This window comes from Amycolatopsis sp. YIM 10 (genome assembly GCF_009429145.1).
Lineage (GTDB): Bacteria > Actinomycetota > Actinomycetes > Mycobacteriales > Pseudonocardiaceae > Amycolatopsis.
On record NZ_CP045480.1, the window covers coordinates 2524480 to 2542140 of the forward strand.

17 protein-coding genes are annotated in these 17661 nt (G+C 70.9%); 12 read left to right on the plus strand and 5 right to left on the minus strand.

Annotated features, from left to right (window positions below; genetic code table 11):
* The first annotated feature begins 123 nt into the window (after nt 1-123).
* On the plus strand, nt 124-1071 hold the full coding sequence (gene coxB / locus YIM_RS12260) for a cytochrome c oxidase subunit II (protein ID WP_153030471.1): 948 nt from the start codon (nt 124-126) through the stop codon (nt 1069-1071).
* Between the two features lie 48 nt (nt 1072-1119).
* Complete coding sequence (locus YIM_RS12265; RefSeq protein WP_153030472.1) at nt 1120-1539, plus strand: cytochrome c oxidase subunit 4; 420 nt, start codon at nt 1120-1122, stop codon at nt 1537-1539.
* A 120-nt stretch (nt 1540-1659) separates the two neighbouring features.
* Here YIM_RS12265 and trpD read toward each other — a convergent pair whose 3' ends face one another.
* Both trpD and YIM_RS12275 read right to left on the minus strand, forming a co-directional pair.
* On the minus strand, nt 1660-2697 hold the full coding sequence (gene trpD / locus YIM_RS12270) for an anthranilate phosphoribosyltransferase (protein WP_153030473.1): 1038 nt from the start codon (nt 2695-2697) through the stop codon (nt 1660-1662).
* Between the two features lie 7 nt (nt 2698-2704).
* Nucleotides 2705-3118 carry a hypothetical protein gene (locus YIM_RS12275; protein ID WP_153030474.1) on the minus strand — a complete coding sequence of 138 codons (414 nt, stop codon included), beginning with the start codon at nt 3116-3118 and terminating at the stop codon, nt 2705-2707.
* 154 nt (nt 3119-3272) lie between these two features.
* Here YIM_RS12275 and YIM_RS12280 point away from each other — a divergent pair, with 154 nt between their 5' ends.
* From YIM_RS12280 to YIM_RS12295, 4 genes are read left to right on the plus strand one after another with little or no spacing between them, the layout of a single operon-like run.
* Nucleotides 3273-3899 carry a heme-copper oxidase subunit III gene (locus YIM_RS12280; protein ID WP_153030475.1) on the plus strand — a complete coding sequence of 209 codons (627 nt, stop codon included), beginning with the start codon at nt 3273-3275 and terminating at the stop codon, nt 3897-3899.
* A gap of 44 nt (nt 3900-3943) precedes the next feature.
* Nucleotides 3944-4768, plus strand: a complete 825-nt coding sequence (locus YIM_RS12285) for a c-type cytochrome (protein ID WP_153030476.1) — start codon at nt 3944-3946, stop codon at nt 4766-4768.
* Nucleotides 4769-4771: 3 nt separating this feature from the next.
* On the plus strand, nt 4772-5920 hold the full coding sequence (locus YIM_RS12290) for a ubiquinol-cytochrome c reductase iron-sulfur subunit (RefSeq protein WP_153030477.1): 1149 nt from the start codon (nt 4772-4774) through the stop codon (nt 5918-5920).
* The gene (locus tag YIM_RS12295) at nt 5917-7590 is read left to right on the plus strand and encodes a cytochrome bc complex cytochrome b subunit (protein ID WP_153030478.1); all 1674 of its coding nucleotides are present in this window, start codon (nt 5917-5919) and stop codon (nt 7588-7590) included. Before YIM_RS12290 ends, YIM_RS12295 begins: the two co-directional genes overlap by 4 nt.
* A 70-nt stretch (nt 7591-7660) precedes the next feature.
* On the opposite strand, the gene YIM_RS12300 is transcribed toward YIM_RS12295, so the two are convergent.
* Nucleotides 7661-7939 carry an Lrp/AsnC family transcriptional regulator gene (locus YIM_RS12300; protein WP_153030479.1) on the minus strand — a complete coding sequence of 93 codons (279 nt, stop codon included), beginning with the start codon at nt 7937-7939 and terminating at the stop codon, nt 7661-7663.
* A 50-nt stretch (nt 7940-7989) separates the two neighbouring features.
* Nucleotides 7990-9699, minus strand: a complete 1710-nt coding sequence (locus YIM_RS12305) for a DEDD exonuclease domain-containing protein (protein ID WP_153030480.1) — start codon at nt 9697-9699, stop codon at nt 7990-7992.
* 108 nt (nt 9700-9807) lie between these two features.
* On the opposite strand from YIM_RS12305, the gene YIM_RS12310 reads away from it, so the two are divergent.
* The 6 genes from YIM_RS12310 to YIM_RS12330 all read left to right on the plus strand — a co-directional run bounded on the left by YIM_RS12310 (nt 9808) and on the right by YIM_RS12330 (nt 16754).
* Nucleotides 9808-11190 carry an NYN domain-containing protein gene (locus YIM_RS12310; RefSeq protein ID WP_153030481.1) on the plus strand — a complete coding sequence of 461 codons (1383 nt, stop codon included), beginning with the start codon at nt 9808-9810 and terminating at the stop codon, nt 11188-11190.
* A gap of 129 nt (nt 11191-11319) precedes the next feature.
* On the plus strand, nt 11320-11844 hold the full coding sequence (locus YIM_RS12315) for a PadR family transcriptional regulator (RefSeq protein ID WP_153030482.1): 525 nt from the start codon (nt 11320-11322) through the stop codon (nt 11842-11844).
* Complete coding sequence (locus YIM_RS12320; RefSeq protein ID WP_153030483.1) at nt 11841-12521, plus strand: ABC transporter ATP-binding protein; 681 nt, start codon at nt 11841-11843, stop codon at nt 12519-12521. Before YIM_RS12315 ends, YIM_RS12320 begins: the two co-directional genes overlap by 4 nt.
* Complete coding sequence (locus YIM_RS12325; protein WP_153030484.1) at nt 12518-14833, plus strand: FtsX-like permease family protein; 2316 nt, start codon at nt 12518-12520, stop codon at nt 14831-14833. Before YIM_RS12320 ends, YIM_RS12325 begins: the two co-directional genes overlap by 4 nt.
* Before the next feature lie 139 nt (nt 14834-14972).
* Nucleotides 14973-15455: a hypothetical protein gene (locus tag YIM_RS49105; RefSeq protein WP_228004689.1), complete on the plus strand. Its 483-nt coding sequence runs from the start codon at nt 14973-14975 to the stop codon at nt 15453-15455.
* 102 nt (nt 15456-15557) lie between these two features.
* Nucleotides 15558-16754, plus strand: coding sequence for a D-alanyl-D-alanine carboxypeptidase family protein (locus tag YIM_RS12330; RefSeq protein ID WP_228004690.1), 1197 nt, complete (start codon nt 15558-15560; stop codon nt 16752-16754).
* 6 nt (nt 16755-16760) lie between these two features.
* Here YIM_RS12330 and YIM_RS12335 read toward each other — a convergent pair whose 3' ends face one another.
* The gene (locus YIM_RS12335) at nt 16761-17381 is read right to left on the minus strand and encodes a maleylpyruvate isomerase N-terminal domain-containing protein (protein WP_153030485.1); all 621 of its coding nucleotides are present in this window, start codon (nt 17379-17381) and stop codon (nt 16761-16763) included.
* Nucleotides 17382-17661 lie beyond the last annotated feature (280 nt).

The window sequence follows — 17661 nt, forward strand, 5'->3', positions numbered from 1 at the left end:
TCGTAGCCGTAAGTCGAGTGGCCAAGTATGGCCGACACGAACGATTACCCCTTGGTCGGGACCGCCCGGTTGCTCGGCTAGGCTCCGGGACGTCAAATGGATCGCGCTAGGAGGAATCCCGCAGTGGGCGTTGCAGAGCGCACCCCGGCCAAGAGGCGGTCGAAGGTCGGCAAGGTGACCGGGTTGGCCGCGCTCGTCGCCGCCACGGCGACCGGGTGCTCCGGGGATGAGGTCCTGCGCTTCGGCTGGCCGGAGGGGGTCACCCCGCAGGCCGAGAGCATGCGCAACCTGTGGACCTGGTCGGTGATCGCCGCACTGGTGGTCGGTGTCATCGTGTGGGCGCTGATCTTCTGGTCGGTCGCCTTCCACCGCAAGAAGAAGGCCGCGGACGGGGTGACGGAGGAGCTGCCGAGGCAGTTCCAGTACAACGTCCCGCTGGAGCTCTTCTGCGTGGTCGTGCCGGTGATCATGGTCTGCGTGCTGTTCTTCTTCACCGCGACCACCGAGTCGAAGGTGCTGGCCAAGACCGAGGACCCGGACGTCACCGTCGACGTGATCGCCTTCCAGTGGAACTGGGAGTTCCGCTACCCGAGCGAGTCGCGCGACGCCGAGGCCCAGACGATCAGCACGGTCGGCAGCTCGGCCGAGATCCCGATCCTGGTGCTGCCGACGGACCGCACGATCAGGTACAACCTGCTCTCCACCGACGTGATCCACTCGTTCTGGGTGCCGGAGTTCCACTTCAAGCGCGACGTGATGCCGCACCCGGACAAGAACAACCAGGACTCCTCGTTCGAGAACACCATCGATCGCGAAGGTGCCTTCGTCGGCCGCTGCGCCGAGCTGTGCGGTACCTACCACTCGGTGATGAACTTCGAGGTGCGGGCGCTCTCGCCGGACAAGTACGACCAGTTCATCCGGCTGCGCACCCAGGTCAACCCGGCTACCGGCAAGCCGAACACCACGGCCGAGGCGCTGTCCGCGCTGAACTGTGGTGAGCTGTGCGCGCCGCAGGCGACCACCACGCAGCCGTTCAACACCGACCGCACCGCCCGGACCGCGACCGGCTGATCGCGACCCCGCAGTCCGTAGTCCGCAGCTCAGAGTGAGGAAAGCCCCATGAAGGTCGAAGCCAGGATCTTCGACATCGTCACCCTCTTCGCCTTCCTGGTCGCCGTGGTCTACGGCGTGATGACCGGGAAGATGAGCCCGTACGGCGTCGAGCCGGTCGGCCTGGTGGCGCTGATCCTCACCGGTGGTCTCTCGTTGCTGGCGGGCAGCTACCTGCGCTTCGTCGCCCGCCGCATCGAGCCGCGGCCGGAGGACCGGGAGGACGCCGAGGTCAGCGACGGTGCCGGTGAGCTGGGCTTCTTCAGCCCCGGCAGCTACTGGCCGGTCGGCCTGGCCGCCTCCGCGGCGACCGCGGGCGTGGCGATGGCCTTCTTCGAGATCTGGCTGCTGGTCACCGCGATCGTGATGCTGCTGATCACCATCGGCGGCCTGGTGTTCGAGTACCACACCGGCCCCAACCACGACTGACGCGAGTCATCGGAGCGGCCCGCCACCCTGACCGGGGAGGCGGGCCGCTTTGTCGTGCGACCGCCGTCGACCGCAAAAGGGCCCGCCCCCGAGATCGGAGGCGGGCCCTGGAGCGTTCAGTTACTTCAGTGACGTGGAGAGCGCGACCCACCGGGTGAGCAGGTCGGCGGCGGCGCCGGAGTCGATCGCCTCGGCGGCCCTGGCCAGGCCCGAGCCGATGTCCTCGGTGAGCGAGCCGGTGAACCCGGTGTGCGCGGCCAGCGCGCCCGCCGCGTTGACCAGGACGGCATCCCGCACCGGCCCAGGCTTGCCGGAGACGAGCTCCCGCACCACCTCGGCGTTGAAGGCGGCGTCCCCGCCTCGCAGGTCCTCAGCGGTCGAGCGGGCGATCTCCCACGCGGCCGGGTCGATCGACTCCTCGCGGACCTGGCCGCGTGAGACCACCCACGCCGAAGTCGTGGTTGTGGTGGTGATCTCATCCAGCCCGTCGTCCCCGCGGACCAGCAGCACCGAGTTGCCGCGCCGGGCGAACACCTCGGCCAGCACCGCGGTCTTGTCCCGGTAGGCGCAGCCGATCAGCGCCGACGACGGCTGGGCCGGGTTGGTCAGCGGTCCGAGCAGGTTGAACGTGGTGGGCACGCCCAGCTGCTGGCGCGTCGGGCCGGCGTGCCGGAAACCCGGGTGGAAGATCGGCGCGAAGCAGAAGCCGATGCCCAGCTCGGCCACGCAGCGCTCCACCCCGGCGGGCGGCAGGTCGATGGCCACGCCGAGCGACTCCAGCACGTCGGCCGCGCCGGACTTCGACGAGGCCGCGCGGTTGCCGTGCTTGACCACCGGCGCGCCGGCCGCGGCGACCACCAGCGAGGTCATCGTGGAGATGTTCACCGAACCGGAGCGGTCACCGCCGGTGCCGACGATGTCCACCGCGGCCATGTCCACGTGCACCCGGCGGGCGTGCGCCAGCATCGCCTCGGCGAAGCCGGAGATCTCGGCCGGGGTCTCGCCCTTGGCCCGCAGCGCCACCGCGAACCCGGCGACCTGCGCGTCGGTGGCCGAACCGGACATCACCTGGTCCATCGCCCACGCGGTGTCCCGCGCGGAGAGGTCGGCGCCGTCGATGAGCTGGTTGAGCAGTACCGGCCAGCTGTGCTCGGGCACGGCGGGCTCAGCCGCGGACGGCCGGGACCGGCGTGGCGCGCAGGACCTCGGCGACGGTCTCGGCGGCGGTCAGCGGGTCGAGCGGGTGCACCAGCACGGCGTCCGCCTGCGACCAGGTGGCCAGCCAGCGGTCGTCCTTGCGCCGGACCGCGACCACGATCGGGGGGCAGTCGGCGATCTCGTTCTTGAGCTGCCTGGTCAGCCCGATGCCGCCGGTCGGCTGCGCCTCACCGTCGAGAATTGCGAGATCCGCCTCACCCGCGTCCATCGCCATCAGCACCTCGGCCACGGTGCCGGCCTCGAGGTAGTCGACCCGTCCGAGGTCGGTGGCTGGACGGCGGCCGACCGCGGAGATGATCGACTCGCGCACCTCGGCGCGGTGGCTGAAGACCAGGATCTTCTTCGCGGTCGACTCGGTCATGAAAACTGCCTCCGGCCTGGTTGTGGAGCGGGATGCGCCGATGCTATCTGCCCGGTGCCGCCGCGCCCAGCACCAGGGCGTCCGCGAGTGTGATCCAGTTCGCCCGCGACGCGCCGGAGACCCGGGGGACGGGCGACGGTAACGAGAGGACATAATGCGACTCGTGACAACGGCTCCCACCATCAGCCAGCGGGTGCACTCGCTGAACCGGCCCAACATGGTCAGCGTCGGCACCATCGTCTGGCTGTCCAGCGAGCTCATGTTCTTCGCTGGGCTGTTCGCGATGTTCTTCACGGTCAAGGCACAGAACTCGAGCGGCCACTGGCCGCCGATCCTGGAGTCGACCGGCGAACCGATCCACCTGAACCTCCCGTACGCGCTGCCCTTCACCATCATCCTGGTGGCGTCCTCGTTCACCTGCCAGCTCGGCGTGTTCGCGGCGGAGAAGGGTGACGTCTACGGGCTTCGCCGGTGGTACCTGATCACCCTGCTGATGGGGGCGATCTTCGTCGGCGGTCAGGGTTACGAGTACCTCCAGCTGATCAACGAGGGCGTGACCATCCCGTCCGGTGCGTTCGGCACGGTCTTCTACCTGACCACCGGCTTCCACGGTCTGCACGTGATCGGCGGGCTCATCGCGTTCGTGTACCTGCTCATCCGCACCCGGCTGAGCAAGTTCACCCCGGCCCAGGCCACCTCGGCGATCGTGGTGTCGTATTACTGGCACTTCGTCGACATCGTGTGGATCGGGCTGTTCGCGGTGATCTACATCGTTCCCTGAGACCAGCCGTCCCGGCCGAACTGACAGCAAGGGTTGCCGCAGAGATGACCACCAGCAAGAAACCCGCCTCGGCGACGAAGCCACGGCGGCGCCGCACGAAGTTCCAGCGGCGGGTAGCCGGCCTTCTGGCGCTTTTTGTCGCGCTGCTGAGCGCGGGCGGGCTCTACGCCCTGTTCGCCCCCGAGCCCCAGACCGCGCAGGCGCAGGTCGACCCCGCGCTGCTGCGCAAGGGTGAGGAGATCTACAACAACACCTGCAGCACCTGCCACGGCGCGAACCTCGAAGGCGTGCAGGACAAGGGCCCGAGCCTGGTCGGCATCGGCGAAGCCGCGGTGTACTTCCAGACCTCCTCCGGCCGCATGCCAGCCGTGCGCCAGGAGGCGCAGGCCGCGCGCAAGCCGCCGAAGCTCACCCCGGAGGAGATCGACGCACTGGGCGCCTACATCCAGGCGAACGGCGGCGGTCCGCAGCGGCCCGCCGAAAAGGGTGAGGAGCTGCGCGGCGAGAGCCCGGCTCGCGGTGGCGAGCTGTTCCGGCTGAACTGCGCGTCCTGTCACAACTTCACCGGTGCCGGAGGCGCGCTGTCGGAGGGCAAGTACGCCCCGCCGCTGGCCCCGGCCACCGAGGAGCAGCTGTACACCGCGATGCTCACCGGCCCGCAGAACATGCCGAAGTTCTCCGACCGGCAGCTCACGCCGGAAGAGAAGAAGGACATCATCGCGTACGTCAAGTCGGTGTCGGACGGCAACAACAACCCGGGCGGCAACGGCCTGAACGGGTTCGGGCCGGCCTCCGAGGGCGTCATCGCGTGGATCGTGGGGATCGCCGCGCTGGTCGGTGTGACCCTCTGGATTGGATCGAGGGCTTAGCGCATGAGTAGCGGCGAAGAGCCGAAGCCGCCGACCGAGGCGGAACTGGCGGACATGGACCGCGACCAGCTGGTGAAGCTGGGTACCAACCTGGACGGCGTCGAGCTGGTCCACTACGAGGACAAGTGGCCGGTCAAGGGCACCAAGGCGGAGAAGCGCGCCGAGCGCTCGGTGGCCATCTGGTTCCTGATCTCCGCGTTGTCCGGGCTCGGCTTCGTGGTGTCACTGATCTGGTGGCCGTGGCAGTACAAGTCGCCGACCGACGAGACCGGGCACTTCTGGTACTCGCTCTACACCCCGATGCTGGGGATCACCCTCGGCCTCGCGGTGCTCGCGCTGGCCGTCGGCGTACTGCTCTACACGAAGAAGTTCATCCCGGACGAGATCGCGGTGCAGGAGCGCGGTGACGGCGGGTCCAAGGAGGTCGACAAGGCGACGATCGTCGCCCAGCTGGCCGACGCGGGCAACCGCAGCACCATCGCGCGCCGCTCGGCGATCAAGCGCAGCGTCGGCCTCGGCGCCGGCGCGCTGGGCCTGGCCACCGTCGCGCTGCCGCTCGCGTCGTTCATCCGCGACCCGTGGAAGGACACCGAGAACCGCGACTCCCTGTGGCACACCGGCTGGCAGCCGAACTACCCGGGTGAGGTCGTCTACCTGCGACGGCACACCGCGCACCTCGGCCACGAGCCGGAGGAGCCCTCGCTGGTGCGCCCGGAGGACCTCGAAGCGGGCGCGATGGAGACGGTGTTCCCGTTCCGCGAGTCCGAGCGCGGCAACCACGAGCTGCTGGCCAAGGCGCTGAAGCGGTCCGACAACCCGGTCATGCTGATCCGCCTGCGCCCGGCCGACGCCGCGCGCGTGGTCAAGCGCGAGGGCCAGGAGGACTTCAACTTCGGCGACTTCTACGCCTACACGAAGATCTGCAGCCACGTGGGTTGCCCCACGTCGCTGTACGAGCAGCGGACCAACCGGATCCTCTGCCCGTGTCACCAGTCGCAGTTCGACGCACTGCACTACGCGAAGCCGGTTTTCGGGCCGGCGACTCGCGCACTCGCCCAGTTGCCCATTACCGTGAACGAAGAGGGCTACTTCGTCGCGAGAGGTGACTTCATCGAGGCAGTCGGTCCTGGGTTTTGGGAGCGCAAGTCATGAGTTCACTGACCACCCCCACGAAGGGGTCGAACCCGGCCGAAAAGGCCGCCGCGGCCGGGGCCACCTGGGCCGACGACCGGTACCACCTGGCCAAGGGCATGCGGCACCAGCTGAACAAGGTGTTCCCGACCCACTGGTCGTTCCTGCTCGGCGAGATCGCGCTGTACAGCTTCATCATCCTGATCATCTCCGGGGTGTACCTGACGCTGTTCTTCGATCCCTCCATGCAGGAGGTCATCTACGACGGCGCCTACCAGAACCTGCAGGGCGTCGAGATGTCCAAGGCGTTCGCGAGCACGCTGGACATCACCTTCGAGGTCCGCGGCGGGTTGTTCGTCCGCCAGCTGCACCACTGGGCCGCGCTGATCTTCGTCGCGGCGATGTTCGTGCACATGATGCGGATCTTCTTCACCGGTGCGTTCCGGCGCCCGCGTGAGGCGAACTGGGTGATCGGCGCGCTGCTGCTGGTCCTGGGCATGTTCGAGGGCTTCTTCGGTTACTCGCTGCCGGACGACCTGCTCTCCGGTACCGGTATCCGCGCCACCCTGTCCGGCATCGTGCTGTCGGTGCCGGTGATGGGCACCTGGATCCACTGGGCGCTCTTCGGCGGCGAGTTCCCCGGGACAGAGATCATCCCGCGGCTGTACACGCTGCACATCCTGCTCATCCCGGGCATCATGCTGGCGCTGGTCGGCGCGCACCTGGCGCTGGTCTGGTACCAGAAGCACACCCAGTTCCCCGGGCCGCGGCGCAAGGAGACCAACGTCGTCGGCGTGCGCATCATGCCGGTGTTCGCGCTCAAGGGCGGTGCGTTCTTCGCGCTGGTCACCGGGGTCATCGCGGCGATGTCGGGCATCTTCCAGATCAACGCGATCTGGAACATCGGCCCGTACAACCCGTCGCAGGTCTCCGCCGGTTCGCAGCCGGACTGGTACATGGCCTGGGCGGACGGCATGCTCCGGATCTGGCCCGCCTGGGAGCTCTACCTCGGGAACTACACGATCCCGCCGGTGTTCTTCGTCGGTGCGCTGGGCATGCCGATCCTGATCGGGTTGCTGCTGGCGTACCCGTGGATCGAACGGAAGCTCTCCGGCGACACCGCGCACCACAACCTGCTGCAACGGCCGAGGGACAACCCGGTCCGGACCAGCATCGGCATGATGGCGCTGACCTTCTTCATGGTGCTGATGATGTCCGGGTTCAACGACATCATCGCGTTCACGTTCGACATCTCGCTGAACGTGACCACCTGGGCGGGCCGGATCGGCATCCTGCTGGCGCCGCCGCTGGCGTACTACCTGACCTACCGGATCTGCATCGGCCTGCAGCGGGGTGACCGCGAGGTGCTGGAGCACGGGGTCGAGACGGGCATCATCAAGCGGCTGCCGCACGGTGAGTTCATCGAGATCCACCAGCCGCTCGGCCCGGTGGACGACCACGGTCACGCGGTGCCGCTGGAGTACCAGGGCGCGTCGGTGCCGAAGAAGATGAACAAGCTGGGCTCGGCCGGTCGCGCGGTGCCCGGTGGCTGGGTGATCGCGGACCCGGCGGAGGAGACCGCCGCACTGGACCGCGCCCGGTCGAACGGCCACGGTCCCGGTGATGTCGACAAGTCCGCGGTGGGCGAAGGCGCCACCAAGGAGAGCACCGAGATCACCAGCGGCCACTAGGTCCGGCTACGTCGAACGGGCCGCATCCCCTCGGGGGTGCGGCCCGTTTCGCTGTCCCGGACGCGCCGGATCAGTCGACACCGATGGAGAAGGCGGATTCGGTGTCCGCCCGCGAGTAGGAGCGGAAGGCGATGTGCGTGTCGGTGTTGTGCACGCCGGGGATCTTGCCGATCTTCGCCGGGATCAGGTCGGCCAGGTCCTCGTGCGCGCTGACCCGGACGATCGCCACCAGGTCCACCTCACCGGCACACGAGTAGACCTCCTTGACCCCGTCGATGTCCGCGATCGCCTGCGCGGTTTCGGGGATGCTGTCCGCTGCGGCGTGAATCAGCACGATCGCGGTGATCACCGGGATGCCTCCTGGCTTCTGTGGGAGTGGTCTCGCCGCGATCCTAATCGTCAGTTCGGGTGCTCCAGCGCCGCGGCCGTGCCGACCAGGTCCAGCCACGGCCGCCAGGACCCGGCCCCGCGCGCGGGCTCGGCCCACGGGCGGCTCGTGCGCACCAGCCGCACCCCGGGACGGCACAGCCACCGCAGCAGGATGCCGACTTCCTCCCGCGAAGCCCCGTGCAGCGGGCCCGGCCCCGGCAGCACGGTCTCCGCCGACGCCACCAGCATCTCGACCACCGGCATCGGCCGCACCCCCCGGCGCGCGACCCCGGCCGAGGCGAGGCGGCCGTACCGGATCACCGCGAACTCCCAGCCGCCTTCGCCGTCGGGGTTCGCGGCGACCAGTTCGGGAATGGTGGCCAGCGAGGCCAGCCGGTGCGCGCGGTCCACCGAGCGGACCAGCAGCGCCAGCTCGTCCCGCCGCCGCGCGGCCTGCTCGAAGTGCTGTGCCTCGGACAGCAGCTCCAGCTGACGCGCCGCCGAGCGCAGGGGCTCCGCGTCGCGCCCGGCGAACAGGTCCGCGACCGCGATCACGGCGGGCTCGTACTCGCCGGTGCTCTGCTGCCCGGCACACGGCGCCCCGCACCGCCCCAGCTCCGCCAGCACGCACGGCTTGCCGCTCGGCGCCACCGCCGAAATGCGCTGGGTGCAGGTGCGCAGACCGGCGGCCCCGGACAGCGTGTCGGCGGCCAGTTTCGCGTCAGCCTGGCTGCGGAACGGGCCGAGCGCGCCGTCCCTCGGCAGCCGGATCACCGACAGCCGGGGGAACGCCTCGTCGGTCAGCGTGATCCACCACGAGTTGTGCGGGTTCTTCGACCGCCGGTTGTAGGCGGGCCGGTGCGCGGCGATCAACCGCAGCTCCCGGATCTCCGCCTCCAGCGCGTGCGCGCATTCGATGCCCTCCACCCCGGTGGCCAGCGCGACCATCTCGCGGATGCGCCCACGGCTCTCCGAACCGGTGAAGTACTGCCGCACCCGGCGCCGCAGGTTCGACGCGGTGCCCACGTAGAGCACCTCGCCGCCGGGCCCGCGGAACAGGTAGACGCCGGGCGTGGTGGGCAGGTGCGCGGCCATGCCGCGTTTGCGCCGCTGCTGCGGGGTGACCTCCGGCAGGTAGTCGAGCAGCTCCTCGAGCGACTGCACGCCGACCGAGCCGACCCGTTCGAGCAGGCCGTGCAGCACGTCGACGGTGGCGCGGGCGTCCTGCAGCGCGCGGTGGTTCGGCACCGTGCCGGAGTTGAACAGCGCGGCCAGCGCGGAGAGCCGGTGGCTGGGCGTCTCCTGCCGGGAGATCACCCGGCGCGCCAGCCGGACCGTGCAGACCACCGCCGGTTTCGGCACCGGGTAGCCGTGGCCCTGGCAGGCCGCGCGCAGGAAGCCGACGTCGAAGGCGGCGTTGTGCGCGACCAGCACCGCGCCCGAGATGAACTCCAGGAAGGCCGGGAGCACGCGGTCGATGCGCGGCGCGTCGTAGACCATCGCCTGGGTGATCCCGGTGATCGAGACGACCTGCGGCGGGATCGGCATGCCGGGATCGACCAGCGTGGCGAACTCCCCGAGCACCTCACCGCCGCGCACCTTCACCGCGCCGATCTCGGTGATGCCGTCCGGCCCCGGCTTGGTCCCGGTGGTCTCCAGGTCGAACACCACGAAGGTGGTGTCCCGCAGCGGGGTGCCGAGTTCGTCGAAGGCGAGCTGGCCAGCCGGGGACGCGGTCATGGCTTCGCACCCTAAGCACCGGTACCGACAATCTTCGGTTGGTCACAACTCGCCACAGCGGCGTGGACACGTCCTGCCGTGCCATGGTGCCGGGTCTACCCTGGGCTGATGACCGCATCCGCGCACCCCGAACCGGAGCACGCCGGCAGCGTGCCACCGGCCCCCGAGGTGCGCGACCAGCTCGAACAGCCGGAGCACCCGGCCAGGCCGGTGAACTGGGTCGAGCTGCCCGATGCCATTCGCGAGCGGATCGCCGAGCTGGCCGCGGCCGCGCTGGGCAAGCTCCCGCTCGCCGACGTACCGCGCCAGCTGCGTCCGGTGGCGCGGTTCGCCCCGGCCAAGCGCGCCAAGCTGGGCGGCTCCGCGCTGCTCGGCACGCTCGGCGAGTCCAGCCGGTTCCGCACCGCGGTGCTGGAGTGGCTGCGTGAGCACCGCCCCGACGTGCTCGACCCCAACGCGCTCGACTCGGTCGCCGCGGCCACCGCGGCGGTGCTCCTGGGTGAGGCGAGCGCGGACTCCCGTGTCCGGCTGGTGGCGAAGAACGCCGAGGAGACCAGCCTGCGGGCCGAGCGCGATGCCGCGCTGGCCAGGATCCACCGGCTCGAAAGCGAGCTGGAGCGGGTCCAGGCGGAGCTGGCCGAGGCCAAGCGCGTGGTGGAGAGCGCGCGGGCCGATCGGGAGGCCGAGCTGGACCGGTTGCGCGGCCGTCTGCGCGAGCAGGGCGTGAAGCTGCGCCAGGCCAAGGACGCCGCCGAGGAAGCCAGGGCGGCCGCCGCCGAGGCGGGCGGGATCCGGGCGGAGGAGGTGGCCGCGCTGACCGCGCAGCTCGAACGCGAGCGTCAGCGCGCGGCCGCCGAGCGCGCCCGTGCCGACAACGCGGTCGCCGACGCCGATGTGGCCCGCCAGTCCGCCAGGGAAGCGCGTGAGGCCGACGAGGTCCGCCTGGCGCTGCTCATCGACACCATCGAGGGGGCCGCGAAGGGCCTGCGGCGGGAGCTTTCGCTCGGCCACGCCGGGCCGTTGCCCGCCGACGTGGTCCGCGGCGCCAGCACGCGCGCCGACGGCGGTGGCAAGGTCCAGGACCCGGCCGCGCTGGACCGGCTGCTCGCGCTGCCCGGGGTGCACCTGATCGTCGACGGTTACAACGTCTCCAAGACCGGCTACCCCGAGCTGGCGCTGGCCGACCAGCGCGACAGGCTGGCCCAGCAGCTCGGCGCGCTGTCCGCGCGGACGAGCGCCGAGATCACCGTGGTCTTCGACGGCGCGGGCGTGATCTCCGTGCCTGCCGCGGCCGCCCGTGGCGTGCGGGTGCTGTTCTCCGACAAGGGCGTGCTCGCCGACGACGTGATCCGCACGCTCGTCGCGGCCGAACCGGCGGGCCGTCCGCTGGTGGTGGCCACCTCCGATCGCGCGGTCGCCGACTCGGTCCGCGCCCGCGGCGCGCACCCGGTGCCCTCGGCCGTGCTGCTCACCCGCCTCGGCCGGGTCTGAGCCTCTCTCGCCGTAACCCCGCCTGACCTGCACTGTTGTCGTATGCACTCGGGGTATACGCGGGGTGTATACCTGCCGTGTATAGTCCTCCGCACACAGGCAGGCAACACCAAAGGGGAAGGAGGTCGCATGTCGGTATCGCGCACATTGCTCGCCCTGCTGGAAACGGGGCCGCGACACGGCTACGACCTGAAGCGGTCCTACGACGAGCAGTTCGCCCAGGGGCGCCCGCTCGCCTACGGGCAGGTGTACTCCACGCTGTCCCGGCTGCTGCGCAACGGGCTGGTCGTCGAGGCGGGCGTGGAGCAGGGGGACGGACCGGACCGCAAGCGCTACACCATCACCGACGCCGGGGTCACCGACGTCAAGTCGTGGCTGGCCACGCCGGAGAGCCCGGAGCCGTACCTGCAGAACACGCTCTACACGAAGGTGGTGCTCGCGCTGCTGTCCGGGCGCAGCGCCACCGACGTGCTGGACAGCCAGCGCGCCGCGCACCTGAAGGTGATGCGGGAGCTGACCAAGCGCAAGACCGGGGGAGACTTGGCCGACCAGCTGATCTGCGACCACGCGTTGTTCCACCTGGAAGCCGACCTCCGCTGGCTGGAGCTGACCGCGGCCAGGCTGGACGCGCTCGCCGAGGCGGTGCGCCGATGAACCAGCCACTGCTGCGGGCCCGCGACCTGCACAAGTCCTTCGGCCAGACCAGCGCGCTTCGCGGGGCGGACGTCTCGGTGCGTGCCGGTGAGGTGCTCGCCGTGATGGGGCCGTCCGGCTCCGGCAAGTCGACGCTGCTGCACTGCCTCGCCGGCATCGTCACCCCGGACTCGGGTGCGATCGAGTACCAGGGCCGGGACCTGATCGGGATGAGCGACAAGGAGCGCAGCGCGCTGCGCCGCACCGACTTCGGCTTCGTTTTCCAGTTCGGCCAGCTCGTGCCGGAGCTGACCTGCCTGGAGAACGTGGCGCTGCCGCTGCGGCTGACCGGGGCCAAGCGGACCGCGGCCGAGGCCAAGGCCCGCCAGTGGCTCGACCGGCTCGAGGTCGGCGAGCTGGGCGGACGCCGTCCCGGTGACGTCTCCGGCGGGCAGGGTCAGCGGGTCGCGGTGGCCAGGGCACTGGTCACCGGGCCGAAGGTGATCTTCGCCGACGAGCCGACCGGGGCGCTGGACTCGCTCAACGGCGAGATGGTGATGCGCATGCTCACCGAAGCCGCGCGCACCACGCAGGCGGCCGTGGTGCTGGTGACGCACGAACCGCGCGTCGCCGCGTACTCCGATCGTGAGGTCGTGGTGCGTGACGGGAAGGCGAGTGATCGGGAGCTGGTCTCGTGATCCGCGACCTGATGCTCGGGCTCCGGCTGGCCGTCGGGGGCGGCCGGATGTCCGGGCAGGCGCTGCTGCGGCTGGTGATGACCACCATCGGCGTGGCACTCGTGGTGGCGATCCTGCTGCCCGCCGCCTCGGTCGGGAACGTGGTCTCCGAGTACGACGCGCGGACGTCGGCGAACAAGGAGGTCACCGACCCGCGGCCGGGCGTGGATCCGCTCTACTCCTACGGCTGGTACACCGAGCTGGACGACGACTACCTCGCCACGCACGTGATCGCGGCGAGCGGGCCGAGTTCGCCGGTGCCGCCCGGTCTCGACCGGATCCCGGCGCCGGGGGAGTTGTTCGTCTCGCCCGCGGCGGCCGAACTGCTCGCCGGGCCGAAGGGCGATTCGCTGCGGGCGCGGGTGCCCGGCACGGTCGTCGGGGAGATCGGGAAGGCGGGCCTCTCCGACGCGGGTGACCTCAAGTTCTACCTCGGCGCCACGGTGGAACGGCTCAGCCAGACCGACGGCGTCGAGCAGGTCACCGGGTTCGGGGTGCCCGCCGACGGGTTCATGCTCGACGCGACCACCGCGTTGCTGCTGGCGCCGATCGTGGTGGCGCTGCTGCTGCCGCTGCTGATCTTTGTCACCACCGCGTCCCGGATGGGCGCCGCGCAACGCGAACGCCGCCTCGCCGCGCTGCGGCTGCTCGGCGTGGACGCGCGGCAGGTGCGCCGGATCGCCGCGGCCGAGTCGCTGCTCGGCGCGATCGCCGGGCTCGTGGTCGGCACCGCGTTGTTCGCCGCGCTGCGCCCGCTGATCGGGCAGCTCGACCTGTTCGGGATGAAGCTGTTCCCGGAGGACTTCGTGCCGTCGTGGCCGCTGGCGGTGGCGATCGCGCTGCTGGTGCCCGGCCTCGCCGTCGGCGCGGCGATCTTCGGCCTGCGCCGGACCATCGTCGAGCCGCTGGGCGTGGTGCGGCAGAGCAAGCCGATCAAGCGCCGGATGTGGTGGCGCTGGACGATCACCGGACTGGGTGCGCTGCTGATGGTGCTCACCCTGTTCGCCGAGGAGCGGGACAACAGCGACGCGGTGGGCATGGCGTTGAGCGTGGGCAGCGGGCTGCTGCTGATCGGCGTGGCCGCCCTGCTGCCGTGGGCGGTGGAGAAGGTGGTGCGCGGGCTGCGCGGTGGTACGCCGTCGCTGCAGTTCGCGGTGCGGCGGCTGCAGATGGACGGGGGGACGGCGAGCCGGGTGGTGTCCGGGCTCGTGGTCGTGCTGGCCGGCACCATCCTGGTCCAGACCCTGCTGGTCTCGCTCACCGCCGGGGACAACGAGAACTACGGCTGGCAGCCACCGCAGGCGCAGGCCGCCGAGATCTGGACGGACGGCGCGCACGCGGACGAGGTGCGGCAGCGGCTGGCCGGGGTGCCGGGACTGACCGGGGTGCACGAGGTCACTCAGACGAGCCTGCGGCAGCCGGGTTCGGAGAGGCACGGGACCAGCGTGGAGATCGGGAACTGCGCCGCGCTGCGGACCATGGCGAACCTGCCATCGTGCGAGGACGGCGACGTGTTCGCCGTCGGTGTTCCGGAGAGCTCGTCGCAGCCGTCGCGCGCGGTGCCGACCGGGGAGCTGCAGTTCGTCGAGTACCAGAACGGCGATCCGCAACCGGGTCCGATGTGGACGGTTCCGGCGCAGATCCGGACGGTGCCCGGCGATCAGGCCGTCCGGACGGCCTCGGGCAACCTGCTGATCACCCCGGGCGCGCTCGGTTCGGTGGTGCCGCCGGGCGGCTCGATCACCTTCTCCGTGTCGGGGCCGGGTGACACCAACGCGGTGATCGACCGGGCCGCGGCCGCGCTCAGCCCGCTGGCCTGGGACGTCAACGTGCGGGCGGTGCAGCAGCCGTCCACCATGAGCGCCCAGCTCGACCAGCGCACTGGCACCTTCCGCGCCGCGTTGATGGCGGCGTCGGCGTTCGTGCTCTCGGTGGCGGCGCTGAGCCTGCTGATGCTGTCCATCGAGCAGATCGTCGAGCGGCGGCGGCCGCTGGCGGCGCTGTCGGCCTCGGGCGTGCCGCTGTCCGTGCTGGCCCGTGGTTCGCTGTGGCAGAACGCGATCCCGGTGCTGGTCGGGGTGGGACTGGCGATCGTGGCCGGGCTCGGGCTGACCGTGCCGACGCTGCGGTACGTCGGCCTGCCGTTCACGCTCGACGTGGGGCTGCTCGCCACTATGGCGGGCGCGGCGGTGCTGGCCGTGCTGGTCACCACGGCGCTGACCTGGCCGCTGCTGCGGCAGGTGACCAGGCTGGACGGCCTGCGCGCGGAGTAGGGGAGCGGTTCGGCATCGGGAAATCCCCCGATGCCGAACCGAAACCGTTCCGAGGAGTGACCCGAGTGGCCCTCACCCGTTGATGACGGTAGGACAACAAGCGTTTGTCCGGTGCTGTTGAACAGGTGGAGGTCGTTGGATGCGGGCCAGAACCGGCCTGGCGCTACCGCTGGTGTTCGCGGGCGCGCTGCTCGTGGCTCCGACGGCGGTTGCCCAGAACGACGTGCCCGCGGATCCCGGTGATCTGCGCGTGGAGGCCGGGGTGGCGCCGGGCACCGGGCCGGGGGATCCGCGGCCGGGTGAGGCGTTCGCCGATCCCAAGGTCGCCGATCTCCAGCGCACCGCCGGTGACGTGCAACGGGAACTCGGCGAGCTGGCCGGGCGGATCGAGACCGCCGAAGCCGAACTCGGCACCGCCACGGCGCAACTGCAGCACGCCACCGCCGAGCGGTTGGAGGCCGAGGCGCAGTTGAACGCCGTGCGCGGGGAGGCCGACGAGTTCACCAGGTCGGTGTTCACCTCGCTGGGGCGGCCCGACAACGTCCGGTTGTTGTTCAGCGCCACCAACGCCAGCGATCTGCTCAACGGCAAGTCCATGGTGGACCACCTGCGTGAGGACTAGGACGCCCGGCTCAACAGCGCGCTGGACCGCCAGCGCAGGGCGGTCGACGCGGAGGGCGCCGCGGCCGGTGCGGAGAAGACGGCCGCCGAGCGCAAGGCCGAATTGGACAGTCGCAACGGGGACGCCACCAACCGCGCGGACGCGATCAGCTCGGAGCTGCGCGGCCCGATCGAGGACGCCAACGCCGCGGTCGTCGAGCAGCAGCGGGCGCAGCGGGACCGGAACTCGCAGACCGCGTCGAACTGGAAGGCCTACACCGATCGGCTGGCGGCCGCCGGGATCAAGCCGCCGTCGGCCGCGGCGCTGGCCGATCCGGCGAAGCTGCCTGCCGGGCTGCGGCCGCTGGCCGGTTCCGGCGGGCCGCAGGCGGGTGTTGCGGAGTCCAGTGTGGACGGTCAGCGGATTCTGGTGCTGCCGGAGGAGACCATCGACGCGGTGACCGCGGGCATCGGTGCGCTCGGCAAGCCGTACGTGCCGAAGGACGGCGGTGAGGGGCCGGTGGCGTACTCGTGCGACGGCCTGGTGCGCTCGGTGTTCTCCGGTGCCGGGTTGCCGCTGTCGGGTTCGGCGGGGGAGCAGCTGGCGGCGGGGAAGCCGGTGCCGCTCGCTGACGCCCAGCCGGGCGACCTGGTGTTCATCGGGCCCGCGAAGTACGGGGTGCAGTCGGTCGGGGTGGTGCTGGACAGCCGCACCATGCTCGCCGCGGACGCCAGGCTGGCCGGGGTGGTGGTCGCCGACATGCCCGCCGGGGACAGCGTGCTGGGCGTGGTCCGGCCCGCGCTGGGGACGCGTGAGCCCGCTCCGGTGCCGCAGCGCGCTTCGGGGGAACTGACCTGGCGGTGTGGCGGCGTCGAGCTGCCGCCCGCCGCGCCGGGTACCGACCAGGCCGCCGGGGCCTGGGGCGGATTCCCGAACGGCCTGATCCCGGCTGGCGCGCTGTGCCCCATCGGCATCGGCTCGCACGTGCTCCGTTGTGACGCCGCGCAGACCTTCGCCGCGCTCTCGGAGGCCTTCGCGGGCACGTTCCGGCGGCCGTTGTGCGTCACGGACTCGTACCGCACCTTCGCCGGTCAGGTGGACCTGTACCGCCGGAAACCCTCACTGGCCGCCGTTCCCGGCACCAGCAACCACGGCTGGGGGCTCGCGGTGGACATGTGCGGTGGCGTGCAGTCGTTCGGCACGCCGGAGTACGGCTGGCTGGCCGCGAACGCGCGCTCGTACGGCTGGGTCAACCCCGGCTGGGCCCAGCCGGGGCGGGGCCGGGAAGAACCGTGGCACTGGGAGTTCGTCGGCCGGTAGCCGTCGTCAGTCGCGGATGGAGCTGTCCCACCGCCACGACTCCAGCCGAGGGCGGCCCGCCAACTCACCGCGGCCGGTGGCCCACAACAGGGTCGCCCAGCGCGGGGTGCCGGTCGGGGCGTCCGGGAACAGGCGACGCAGGGTGCGGTCGCAGAGGTCCTCGGGCGGGGTCCACGGCAGGCCGAGGCCCGCGGCCAGGTCGTGCGTGTGCACCAGCACCTCCACCACGCCCATCGCCGCCGCGCCCGCGGCGTCGGCGGTGCCGAGGGAGTGGAAGCAGCGCGCGGTCGGCGGGGCCGTGCGCACCATCGCGGCCAGCAGCGCGCCGCACGTCTCGAGTACCTGCAGCAGGCCGTCCGGTCCGGCCGAGCGATCGGCGAAGACCACACCGTCCGGCGCTTCCGGACGACGGCGGATCATTTCGTACGGCACGTAGCGGTCCACCGGGGGACGGCGCAGGCCGAGCTGGGCGGCATAGGCGAACAGGTCGTCGGCCAGGTGCTCGGCGGTTTCCCAGCAGGTCCACGTCAGGGTCCCGGCGGGGTTTTCCCACTTCTCCGGCGCGGCCTCGCCGAGCGTCGCCAAAGCAAGTCCGACAGCCGTTTCCACATCTTCCGCACCAGCCACAAAGGCAGCGTAGTGAGCCATCTCATCCCAGCGATTTCCGGCCGGGCTGTGAGCGGGTGAGCGATCGCCACGCGGTAGGCAGGGCTCGGCGGATGGAGCCGGTGATCAGCGTCACGCCGGTTCGCCTCGACGAGCGGTCGATCCCATCGGGTGAGCGGTTCTCTCATCGCAGAGTAGTGAACTGTTGCGCTGGTCACACCGATCGTGTCCCTGCTGGTCCATCTGGTGATTCCTATCGCTACTGAGAGTTTTTGCCGTGACGATGGTGGACGCGCAGGCC

Bases quoted from the DNA above. Each gene is read 5' to 3' on its own strand.
- YIM_RS12265 (WP_153030472.1), top strand. From the start codon at position 1,120: ATGAAGGTCGAAGCCAGGATCTTCGACATCGTCACCCTCTTCGCCTTC.
- YIM_RS12275 (WP_153030474.1), bottom strand. From the start codon at position 3,118: ATGACCGAGTCGACCGCGAAGAAGATCCTGGTCTTCAGCCACCGCGCC.
- YIM_RS12280 (WP_153030475.1), top strand. From the start codon at position 3,273: ATGCGACTCGTGACAACGGCTCCCACCATCAGCCAGCGGGTGCACTCG.
- YIM_RS12285 (WP_153030476.1), top strand. From the start codon at position 3,944: ATGACCACCAGCAAGAAACCCGCCTCGGCGACGAAGCCACGGCGGCGC.
- YIM_RS12290 (WP_153030477.1), top strand. From the start codon at position 4,772: ATGAGTAGCGGCGAAGAGCCGAAGCCGCCGACCGAGGCGGAACTGGCG.
- YIM_RS12295 (WP_153030478.1), top strand. From the start codon at position 5,917: ATGAGTTCACTGACCACCCCCACGAAGGGGTCGAACCCGGCCGAAAAG.
- YIM_RS12305 (WP_153030480.1), bottom strand. From the start codon at position 9,699: ATGACCGCGTCCCCGGCTGGCCAGCTCGCCTTCGACGAACTCGGCACC.
- YIM_RS12310 (WP_153030481.1), top strand. From the start codon at position 9,808: ATGACCGCATCCGCGCACCCCGAACCGGAGCACGCCGGCAGCGTGCCA.
- YIM_RS12315 (WP_153030482.1), top strand. From the start codon at position 11,320: ATGTCGGTATCGCGCACATTGCTCGCCCTGCTGGAAACGGGGCCGCGA.
- YIM_RS12320 (WP_153030483.1), top strand. From the start codon at position 11,841: ATGAACCAGCCACTGCTGCGGGCCCGCGACCTGCACAAGTCCTTCGGC.
- YIM_RS49105 (WP_228004689.1), top strand. From the start codon at position 14,973: ATGCGGGCCAGAACCGGCCTGGCGCTACCGCTGGTGTTCGCGGGCGCG.